Annotated in this window: 12 protein-coding genes; 2 read left to right on the forward strand and 10 right to left on the reverse strand. The window is 45.4% G+C overall.

Features of this window, described 5'->3' with window-relative positions; genetic code table 11:
* Window positions 1-2: 2 nt before the first annotated feature.
* On the forward strand, window positions 3-125 hold the full coding sequence (locus Q0546_RS06135; protein WP_298791469.1) for a ribonuclease domain-containing protein: 123 nt from the start codon (window positions 3-5) through the stop codon (window positions 123-125).
* Window positions 122-388 carry a barstar family protein gene (locus Q0546_RS06140; RefSeq protein WP_298791452.1) on the forward strand — a complete coding sequence of 89 codons (267 nt, stop codon included), beginning with the start codon at window positions 122-124 and terminating at the stop codon, window positions 386-388. The genes Q0546_RS06135 and Q0546_RS06140 overlap by 4 nt, the downstream gene beginning before the upstream one ends.
* Window positions 389-582: 194 nt before the next feature.
* Here Q0546_RS06140 and Q0546_RS06145 read toward each other — a convergent pair whose 3' ends face one another.
* The 10 genes from Q0546_RS06145 to Q0546_RS06190 form a co-directional block, all read right to left on the reverse strand.
* On the reverse strand, window positions 583-801 hold the full coding sequence (locus Q0546_RS06145; RefSeq protein WP_298791453.1) for a hypothetical protein: 219 nt from the start codon (window positions 799-801) through the stop codon (window positions 583-585).
* A 775-nt stretch (window positions 802-1,576) separates the two neighbouring features.
* Window positions 1,577-2,908, reverse strand: a complete 1,332-nt coding sequence (locus Q0546_RS06150; protein ID WP_298791455.1) for an acetyl-CoA carboxylase biotin carboxylase subunit — start codon at window positions 2,906-2,908, stop codon at window positions 1,577-1,579.
* Window positions 2,908-3,360 (reverse strand): acetyl-CoA carboxylase biotin carboxyl carrier protein, encoded by a 453-nt coding sequence (accB, locus tag Q0546_RS06155; protein ID WP_002948918.1) that lies wholly within the window; start codon window positions 3,358-3,360, stop codon window positions 2,908-2,910. Before accB ends, Q0546_RS06150 begins: the two co-directional genes overlap by 1 nt.
* A gap of 156 nt (window positions 3,361-3,516) precedes the next feature.
* Entirely contained in the window at window positions 3,517-4,176 is a 660-nt protein-coding gene (locus Q0546_RS06160) for an ABC transporter permease subunit (protein ID WP_298791457.1), read from the reverse strand.
* Between the two features lie 142 nt (window positions 4,177-4,318).
* Complete coding sequence (modA, locus tag Q0546_RS06165) at window positions 4,319-5,020, reverse strand: molybdate ABC transporter substrate-binding protein (RefSeq protein ID WP_298791460.1); 702 nt, start codon at window positions 5,018-5,020, stop codon at window positions 4,319-4,321.
* A gap of 109 nt (window positions 5,021-5,129) precedes the next feature.
* Window positions 5,130-5,780, reverse strand: coding sequence for an ABC transporter ATP-binding protein (locus Q0546_RS06170; RefSeq protein ID WP_298791462.1), 651 nt, complete (start codon window positions 5,778-5,780; stop codon window positions 5,130-5,132).
* Window positions 5,777-6,424 (reverse strand): cobalt ABC transporter permease, encoded by a 648-nt coding sequence (locus tag Q0546_RS06175; RefSeq protein ID WP_298791464.1) that lies wholly within the window; start codon window positions 6,422-6,424, stop codon window positions 5,777-5,779. The genes Q0546_RS06170 and Q0546_RS06175 overlap by 4 nt, the downstream gene beginning before the upstream one ends.
* Complete coding sequence (locus Q0546_RS06180; RefSeq protein ID WP_298791465.1) at window positions 6,421-6,873, reverse strand: hypothetical protein; 453 nt, start codon at window positions 6,871-6,873, stop codon at window positions 6,421-6,423. Before Q0546_RS06180 ends, Q0546_RS06175 begins: the two co-directional genes overlap by 4 nt.
* Window positions 6,867-7,454 (reverse strand): cobalt transporter CbiM, encoded by a 588-nt coding sequence (cbiM, locus tag Q0546_RS06185; RefSeq protein WP_298791467.1) that lies wholly within the window; start codon window positions 7,452-7,454, stop codon window positions 6,867-6,869. The genes Q0546_RS06180 and cbiM overlap by 7 nt, the downstream gene beginning before the upstream one ends.
* Entirely contained in the window at window positions 7,455-8,201 is a 747-nt protein-coding gene (locus Q0546_RS06190; RefSeq protein ID WP_298791468.1) for a DUF4198 domain-containing protein, read from the reverse strand.
* Window positions 8,202-8,260 lie beyond the last annotated feature (59 nt).

Here is an 8,260-nt window from a genome sequence, read left to right on the forward strand (position 1 = left end):
ATATCGGATACCGCGGAGGGCGACGCGGAGCCCAGCGTATCGTGTTTTCTAACGACGGGCTAATCTACTACACGCCCGATCATTACGAGAACTTTTATCTACTTTATGAGCGGAGGCGGCAGTGAAAACCATAACTCTAAACGGCGCGAAAATGCGCGAGAAAACGGCGACCTTTGAGTATCTGGCGCAAAAATTCGGCCTTGATCCGGATGTAAAAAACCTCGACGCGCTTTACGACGCTCTGGGCGAGATAAACGAACCCACTCTGATAAATCTAAAAAACCGTGCCGCTCTTAGCGCGCTAGGGGGCTATGCAGACGATCTGATCGCCGTTTTTACCGACCTTGCGGAGGAAAACGAGCGCGTAAAATTTGAGATTTTATCTTGATTTGGTTGCTACTCGTGATATGCGGTAAAATTTAAATTTTTACTGATACCGGATGTGTGGCAAATTTACTCGCATTTTTATATAAATAGTCGATAAATTTGATTTCAAACTCGTTTTTGTCCCTTAAGTAAAATCACCAGAAATGAAGCCGAATTTTATCGTCCAAAATTCGGCTTCAAATCCAAAAATTAGAGCTAAATTTTGACAACTAACGCGACCTTAAAAGCCATATCTGACGCCACCGCACACATTGCCTTATTCGTTTGATGAGGAGATATTTTACCGTGAAGGGCTGCGTGCATCTTATGCTTGGATGCTCTGCTGAGCCGACCCGCAGCCAATACCAAACCATTATGCGGTGCGATAAAAATAGCCAAAGAGAGAAAACCATCGCCTAATGCTGATAAAATCATCTAGCGCCGAGCTTCGTCGCACCTTGTGTGCGCAGAAATACTGCGTGCATACAAAAAGCTCTTTAGGCAAGCGCGTAACGCTACACGGTTTAACAGTTAAGAAATCTGTATTTCAGCTGGCTATATTGGCATAGCAGGCGCGCAAATGACCATGATGCAAAAAGCGTGACAAAGTGCAGAGAAAGCCAAAAAGCGAGGCTAAATTTAAAAATGCGCCTTGATTTAGACAAAAAGTCGCTAATTTTTATAGACCAAAATAGAAAGCCAGCACTGTTTTCGCCGAGCAACAAGCAAAGTGCAAGGGCTTTTTGGGAGCGAAATTTACACTTGGTAACCCAAGCCCGCATAACATCGTAGCGTAGCGAATTTTAAAATATATATATATCCGACGAATTTGATTTTAAATTTACGTTATTTTTAACTACGAAAAACTTATCCGCATTACTCGCCTAAAATCCAAAATACATTTCAAAAATCAATCATTTATGTAAATTTGAATATCGCAAGCAAAGACGCAAGATTTGCGGTTTAAATGCGCAAATTTAAAAGATGCTACCGCAATCACAGCAAACAAATGTAGTAATTTTAGCGGAAGCAAACAAAATTTACGGACAAGTTTTAAAATAACGCAAAAGACAAATGTCGCGGCTACCGATAAAATCACTCGTCAAAAAGCTTTGAGTAAAATTTTATCGCCATAGTAATAAATTTAAAGTTAGATCGCCTTGCTTGCAGCCGATTAAAAGCCGCGAGCAAGGCAGACCGCGCCGCAAATTTAGCGGCGGGATAGGTAGTTAGTATCGTAGTTGTTGTCGATAAAGTCTTGATTCTCCATCATCGCGATGTGGAAGTCGCGCGTGGTCTTGATACCGCCGATGATGAGTTGCTCGAGCGTCACCTTCATCTTGTGGATGGCTCTGTTTCTATCGGTGTCCCAGACGATGAGCTTGCCGATCATGCTGTCGTAGTACGGCGGGATCGAGTAGTCCTGATAGATGTGGCTATCCATGCGTACGTTTCGGCCGCCGGGGCAGACGTATTTTGTTATCTTGCCTGGACTTGGCGTAAACGTATTTGGATCTTCGGCCGTGATGCGGCACTCGATGGCGTGGCCTTTTAGCGTGATGCTTTCTTGCGGCGGTAGCGCCTCGCCCTCGGCTACTTTTATCATCAGCTCGATGATGTCTAGGCCGCTAACCATCTCGCTCACGCAGTGCTCGACTTGCAGGCGCGTGTTCATCTCGATGAAGTAGAAATTTAGATCCTTATCGACCAAAAACTCAAACGTTCCCGCACCCTCGTAGCCGATAGCTTTTGCCGCTTTTATCGCGGTTTCGTGTAGCCTCTCTCGCGTCGCTTCGTCTAGTAGTATTGCAGGGCTTTCTTCGATCAGTTTTTGGTGGCGACGCTGCATAGAGCAGTCGCGCTCGCCGATATGCAGGACGTTGCCGTGGCTGTCGCCGATGATCTGAACCTCGATGTGGCGCGGGTTTAGGATGTATTTTTCCATGTACATCGTTCCGTCGCCAAACGCGCTCATCGCCTCGCTCTCGGCCGACCAAAACGCCTTTTCGATATCCTCTTCGCGCTCGACCACGCGCATGCCGCGTCCGCCGCCGCCGGCTGCTGCTTTTAGGATGACCGGATAGCCGATTTTTTTAGCTAGCTCTTTGGCCGCTTTGGTGTCGGCTACCGCGCCGTCAGAGCCAGGGATCACGGGAACGCCCGCGCGCTGCATCACTTGCTTTGCTTTGCTTTTATCGCTCATCAGCGCCATCGCGGCCACGCTAGGACCGATAAATTTTAGCTTGTGGTGCGAGCAAATTTCGACGAAATTTTGATTTTCGCTTAAAAATCCGTAACCAGGAAATATCGCGTCGGCTTCGCTGATCTCGGCCGCGCTGATGATAGCCGGGATATTTAGGTAGCTGTCGCTTGAGCGCTCCTTGCCGATGCAGATTGCGACGTCGGCGTATTTGACGTAGAGCGCGTCTTTATCGGCCGTGGAGTAGACCACGACGGCTTCTTTGCCCATTTCCTTTATCGTTCGCAAGGCTCGCAGCGCGATTTCGCCGCGATTTGCGATTAAAATTCTTTTTATTTCCATCAAATTTTCTCCACGCCAAATAGCGGCAAGCCAAACTCGACCGGCTGGCCGTCGGAAACGAGTAGCTCGGTGATCTGACAGTCAAATTCGGCCTCGATCTCGTTCATTATCTTCATAGCTTCTATGATGCCTACGACGTCGCCTTTTCTCACGCGTTGACCTACTTTGACAAACGGCGCCGCGCCAGGGCTTGGAGCAGCGTAGAAAGTACCGACCATAGGCGATTTTATGCTGTCTTTTGGAGAATTAGCAGGAGCTTTGACCTCCGAGCTTACCACGACGTTTACCGGAGTCGGAGTCGGGACGGGAGCCTGGATGACGGGCTTTGGCAGCTCGCAGCAGTCGGCGAATTTTTCAAGCTCGACCTCAAAATCCCCGCTTTTTATCTTTATGCGGTTCATATCCATGTCGTTAAAAAACTCGATCAGCTCTTTTATGTCTTCTTTTTTCATAGAAATTTCTCCTAAATAGTTAAAGTTCAAAACTTCTTATTGTAGCAAAAAAATAATGAATTTATACTCGCAAAGCCGTATTTTGTTTTACACTCGGGGTAAATTTAGGGCGCTCTCGGCTTTACGCGTTTAAAATAGCGAATTTGCGATGTTAGTCTATTTTTTAGCACGCTCGAGAAAATTTATAAATCCAAAAAGCACCAAGCTAAGCACGACCAAAATCATGCTTAAAATGAGCGCACGGCCGTTTTCGCCGTCGTAAACTGCGTTATATATCGCTAGCGAAACGGTGTCGGTTTTGCCCACGATATTTCCGCCTAGCATCAGCGTGATGCCAACCTCACCAAGGCCGCGAGCTAGGGCTAAAACGAGCGCCGAAACGACGCTTTTAAAGACGTTTGGAATGAGGATAAAAACGGCGATCTCAAAGCGATTTTTGCCTAGGCTTTGACCCGCTTCGATTAGGCTTTTAGGCAGGCTTTCAAGCGCGCTTTGGACGGGCTTTACAAACAGCGGCAAACCGGCCAAAAACGAAGCGATAACAAGCGCTGAAAAGCTAAAAACGATCTGTAAATTTAACGCCTTGCCGATCGCGCCGTTTCGCCCCAAGACGTAAAGTAGCAAAAATCCCGTAGCAATCGGCGGAAAAATGAGCGGAAACATCACGACCGCTTCTAAGATGGCTTTAAATTTGCCGCGGTAAAACGCCAAAAAATAAGCCGCACCGAGCCCCAAAAATAGAAGCAGTACGAAAGTAACGGCAAGCGTTTTGGCGCTTAAAAGCAGCGGGTGAACGAGCCAGGTAAGTTCGTGCAAATTTTTCCTTTTTTCGTTAAATTTTGCTTTTCATTTGAGTTAAATTTAGCGAGCAAATTTTAGCGTTTAAATCAAATTTGACGCAAAATATACGTCAAATTTTGAATATAATTCAGACAAGCCAAAAGCTCGTAAATTTAAATTATTTTAGCCCGAATTTAGCGAAAATTTCCTTCGAGCGAGGAGTTTTTATCTCGTCTATAAATTTAGCGCAAGCCTCGCTACCTTCGCACGCAGGAAGCTTGGCCGCCGAGATAAAAACGGGGCTATAAAGCGCCTCGTCGATGTAGATCACGCTACCAAACTCGCCCTCTCTAGCCACGGCCTCGGTCGAGTTGATAAAGCCAGCATCCACTTCGCCGTTCGTGACATATGCAACTACTTGCGGTACGCCTGCAACCGGTAACATCTTAGGCGCTAGATCGGCCTCTAACCCCGAGTTTTTCAAAAACTCCGTCGTCCTCACGCCGTAGATCGCTTTTTTAGAGTCCGGCATCGCGATTTTAGCGAGATTTTTTAGCTCAGATACGTCTTTTATCTGCTTGCCTTTTGGCGTGACCAGCACGAGTGCGCCCTTGCCGATGCGCTCATAGGCTTTTATATCAAGGTCCGTTTTCTTTAAAAACGCCTCGTCGCCCACGATCGCGGCCATCTTGCCCTCTTTTGCTTGGATAGTGATTTGGCCTAAATTTGCAAACGCGCCTTCGATCTGCACGCCCTCTTTTTTGAGATTTTCTATCACTTCAGTGACCGGTTTTTTGTATCCGCCGCCAGCTCCCACGAGCAAATTTTCGCCGCCAAAGACAACCGCGGCCGCGATAGAAATAAGTAGTAGTTTTTTCATAAAATTCTCCTTTGAAATAAAATTTAGTAATTTTATGAAATATATCATTATACATTGATAAATTTTGCTGTTTTCGGAGCTTTTTTAAAGAAGTATAGATGAGGATATTTTATATCGGCTCTAGTCCGTTTTTGGTTAGGCGGTACATTACGCTCGCTACGTCGCTTATAAATTCCTTGTCGTGAGAGACGATTATCTGCGTGACGTCGAGGGATTTTAAGATAGAGGCTATCCTTCTTTGCATATCCGCATCAAGCGCGGTCGTAGGCTCGTCAAGTAGCAAAATTTTAGGCTCGGCTACCAGTATCCCGGCTAGCGCGACGAGCTTTTTCTCGCCTCCCGAGAGGTTAAAAACGATCTCGTCTTTTAGATGCCAAATTTCAAGCTCGCGTAAAATTTTCTCGGCTTTTGCCTCGGCCGGCTCTTTGTCCTCGCCGCGGCTAAGTAGCGAAAACATCACGTCGTCAAGTACGCTCGGGCAGATGAAACAATCGTTGCTTTCTTGAAAAAGATAGCCCACGTCGCGGCGAAAGGGCTTGTACTCGTCTAAATTTGAAATTTTATGGTGAAAAAGCTCGATATGTCCGCCGCAAGACGCTTTAAGCCCCACCATTATCTCTAGCAAAGTGCTTTTACCGCAACCGTTTGGGCCTATGAGCGCGATTTTGTCTTTGTGCGTCGCGTTTAAATTTAGATTTTCAAAAAGCGTTCTTTCGCCTATTTTTGCGCAGACGTTTTTTAGGCTTATCGTGCAGCTCATATCAGGACTCCTAAACTAAAAATATAACAGCACGCCGTTAAAGCGATTATAGCGGCGTCTTTCGCGCCTATTTTGAGGCTTTTGTCTCCGTAAAGTTTGCCGTCAAACCCCCTACAAACAAAGGTTTTTTCAAGAACGCTCGCCTTATAAAACGCCTCTAAAAAAAGCATAGCGACTAAATTTGCGTAAATTTTATAGGTAAAAAGCGAGGCTTTAGGCTCAAATCCCCGAACTTTTAGAGTCTTTTTTAGCCTTGCAAATATCGTTTTAAGATCGGCCGTAAATTTGGTGCTAAAATAAAAAATCGCCGTTAGCTTATCGCCTAAATTTAGCGACGAAACCGCAAGCGCGATACTAAAATAATCGCTCCTATAAAAAGCCAGCCGCCCAAAAAGTATGATCAAATTCGACCTTATAAATATCAGCTTTGCAAGCGCGTATTCTCCGTAAAGAACGAGGCTTAAGACGACTAAGATTATAAAAATATTTAGTTTTAAAACGGATTTTAAAATTTCAAAAAGATTTTTAAAATTTAAAATCGCTAAAAATATTACGGGCACGATGAAAACGGCGTCCGTAGCGCTTGAAAGCGAGACTCTGAAGCTAAAAAAAGTAAAGCAAACGAGTAAAACGGATAGGTTCATTTGCCTCTTTTTACCAGATAAATTCCGCCAAAAAATAGTCCAATCCCCAAAAACGCAAGGATAAATTTAAGCGCGTAAGCCCCAAAATCCTCCTCACTTTCGTCAAATTTGGTCTTTGAGGCATCGCTTGACGCGTTACTTTCGGCGCTTTTTAGCTCGTCTTTGTTTGCGGTAAATTTGATCCTTTTTTCGTGCGCTAGTCCGCCGTCGATCAGGATTTCAAATTCATCTGCGGGGATTTTAGCTCTGGCAAAGCCGTTTTCATCGGTTTGCGCGCCTCCTATCTGGGTGCCATCTTTTATAAAGGCTACGGGGCAGTTTTTACAAGGGGAATTCCCGTAAAAATAGCTTTTTATCTCGATAAATTCGCCCTCTTGCTTTGCAAAGCCTTTTAGAGAGTGCGCGTTTAGGAAGCTTGCTAAAAGCATGATCAAAAATATTTTTAGCAAATCAAAAGATCCTTTTTAACCCTGTAAATAAAAGAAAGCGCAAAAAGCGAGATGATCCCCTCAAGCGCCATAAGGGCTAAATTTGAAGTAAAAACAAGCGCGGCCACGGGCGCAAACTCTTTACCGTTTAAAACTAGAACCGAGGATAGCAAAACCGATGAGCAAAGTATAGGCAAAAACCCGATCAAAAACCAAAAAAACGATCTATATCGCTTAAAAGAAAGCTTTAAAAGATAGGGGCTAAGAAGCGCGGGAGAGGCGATGATCAGCAAATTTACGCCAAGGGCGCTCAGGCCGCCGTAACCGAAAAGCAAGGCCTGAAAAAACAGCGCGATGAAAATTGCCAAAACCGCGTTTGCGCCCAAAAACGCCCCCGCAAGGCCGCTTAGCACGAGATGTATCGACGTAACGCCGATAGGCATATGGATAAAAGACGCCATAAAAAACATCGCGCTGACGGCCGCTACTTTGGGTATCTCGCTCGTTTTAAGCTTGTAAATCAAGCTTGAGACCAAAACAACGCAAAGGACCGAGCAAGGCACAATGATTTCGGGTTTTAAAACGCCTTCGCTGATGTGCATTTATTTATACTCTTTGGTTTGCACCCAGATGACGGCTCCAAGCTCCACGGGATACTCTTTGCCCTCGTGTTTTATCTTTTGGTCGTCGTCTATCAGCGCGGCAAATCCCCACCAGCCCTCAAGCGGCATCGCAAAGCTAAATTCGCCCTGCTCGTTAGTGTTTACGACCTGCGTCACGTGAGCATCGGACGGAGCCTTTAGCCCTTTGGTATTATAGTACTCTACCTCGACTGTTACGTTTTTAGCGCGTTTTCCTTTATAGTAAACCACGCCTGAGAACAAATTTCCCTTATAAAGTCCATATGGACGCGTTAGTGGCACTATCTCGGCTTTTAGCCCGGCCGGTTTATCCCAGCCCTCGCCGTAGCCGTAGGCATCGACGACGGTTTTTGTTATATGCCTTATAAATTTATCCTCCGCAGGCTCGAAATAGGGCTTTGGATCCATATAAAACTGATAAATGCCAGGCTCTTTTACGTCGTAGCTAGCCGTAAAGTAGCTAAATTTATCCTCTTTAAGCTCTTTTAGACCTTTTATCGCCTCTTTTTTACCGTTTATAAAAACGCCCGCCTCGTTTGGAAGGATCAGGTTCATCATATCGCCCTCAAAAGGATGGCTAAATTTGTAAGTAATCTGCAAATTCGCCTCTTTCTCGTCGTCCACGGTTGAATTTGACGGTACGACCATGCCAAAATGCGCATAAGCGCTAACGCCTAAAAGCATAAGCGCCAAAGACTTGATTTTCATTTTTGCTCCTTTTGAAGGTATTTGTTGAACGAAATTGTACCCCCGCAATGCTTATTATT

The organism is uncultured Campylobacter sp. (genome assembly GCF_937997465.1).
Lineage (GTDB): Bacteria > Campylobacterota > Campylobacteria > Campylobacterales > Campylobacteraceae > Campylobacter_A.